The organism is Flavobacterium macacae (assembly GCF_003865365.1).
GTDB lineage: Bacteria > Bacteroidota > Bacteroidia > Flavobacteriales > Flavobacteriaceae > Flavobacterium > Flavobacterium macacae.
Map to the genome: position 1 here is coordinate 1 of NZ_RQVR01000049.1, position 1,646 is coordinate 1,646.

2 protein-coding genes are annotated in these 1,646 nt (G+C 32.1%); both read right to left on the reverse strand.

Features of this window, described 5'->3' with window-relative positions; all coding sequences use genetic code 11:
• Nucleotides 1-38: 38 nt before the first annotated feature.
• Complete coding sequence (locus EG849_RS15440; RefSeq protein WP_125014326.1) at nucleotides 39-908, reverse strand: hypothetical protein; 870 nt, start codon at nucleotides 906-908, stop codon at nucleotides 39-41.
• Between the two features lie 158 nt (nucleotides 909-1,066).
• The coding region (locus EG849_RS15680; protein WP_158611967.1) for a hypothetical protein at nucleotides 1,067-1,646 on the reverse strand (580 nt) is incomplete at its 5' end.

Below are 1,646 nucleotides of genomic sequence, written 5' to 3' on the forward strand. Positions count from 1 at the left end.
ACCGAAACAGGTGGTCAATTTGAACTGGAATTGGGTGGTCAATTTGACCGTTTTTTCCAATAAATATAATAATTAAATGTTTTATTACTTTCAGTTTTTACTCTCACCCAATAATAGTTTTTATCATTTTCTTGTGGTGATTCTACAATTCTTATTTCAGTACGATTTTTATTCTCTGGAAGTTTATCTATCAAGTCAAAAATTTTATTTCTGTTTTCATTGTCAGAATCACAAATTTCGAAACTTGGATTTCCAGGCGGAAAATAAATTTCATTGAGAAGTTTTGGATTGCTTTTTTCAAGTTCTGCAAGTCGATTTACAGCTAATTTATAATAAGCATAATGTTTTATACGCTTGTCTTGTTTTATTGAATCGTATACTTTTAGCGCTTGTATTTTTTCTCCAATACTTTCATAATAGTTTCCAAGAGCATAATCATATATATAAAAACCTTTTCCACCAATTTTGTCAATATATAATTTTGCTTTTTCATTATCTTTTAGCTTTATGTAATTTGCTGCTAAGCCAGCAGCTTCATCTCCATAAATGTGATCATCAAACTCTAACTCTTTAATGGATTCAGAATACCTCTCAAGTTTATAATACAATTCTGCTTTAAAATAGTGTAATTGTTTTTCAACACTTGATTTAATTTGGGATTTATAATTATCTTTTTCACTCTTATATACAAGTAATAAACTATCAATTTTCAAAATTGTTTTTTCAGGATTCTTTTCAGAATATGTATATAAATTTATCAATTGCTTTTCGAATTTTACATATTCTGCGTCAACTTTATCCATTTCTTTGTGCAATTCCATATGACTTTCATCTTCCGTTGGTATTGGATTTGAATTTTTGCAAGAAAAAATTGTCAAAGAAATTAATATGATAAAAATTGATTTCATAAGTTGTTTTTATTTCGTTCGGCATAAATGGCTTATAACGGTCTCGCGCTAGGCGCAGTCGCGGCCAAAGCGGACCTGAGTACTTTCGGCAAGATAATTATTCTTCGTAAAAGAGAGCTCCAATTTACCTGAAAATCAGTGACTGCTCTTAGCGTGTGTTATAAGCTGTGCCTTTTACTAAATTCGTGTATGCCAACGCCAATATAATGATTTGAAAAAAGATAGTATACGATTAAAATAATTGCCAATACTAAGGCAAGTATATTTCTTTTATAAAAAGTTAAAGCAAAAACTCCTACAAGGCCGCTCACTAATATAATTCCTTTAATCAGATACGGCTTTAAAGACATTTGAACTAAATCTTCTGGAATTAAAGGATTAGTTAGATTGAGTTTTGTTGAATAATATTGAGCGAAAGTTGCACCGGCAAACAATATAACCAAAGATATACAGGCGTAGATAATTCCCTTGATCGCTTTTGACTCATTATATTTTTCAATTCTGATCATTTCAATATATTGGGTTAGTTTCTTGAGTCTGCGTTGGCATAGCTTATAACGTTTTGGCGCTTGGCGCAGTGGCGGATTTCGGAGCACAAAACTGTCAATACACCACAAAAGTTGGTGCGAGGTAGAATGTTCAATTAACCACGTCACCCGCCATTGAGCCAAACGCCTGTGTGTGCCCTGCATGAGCAGGACACACGCTGTAAGCTTTGATAAAAATCCGAAAATACAA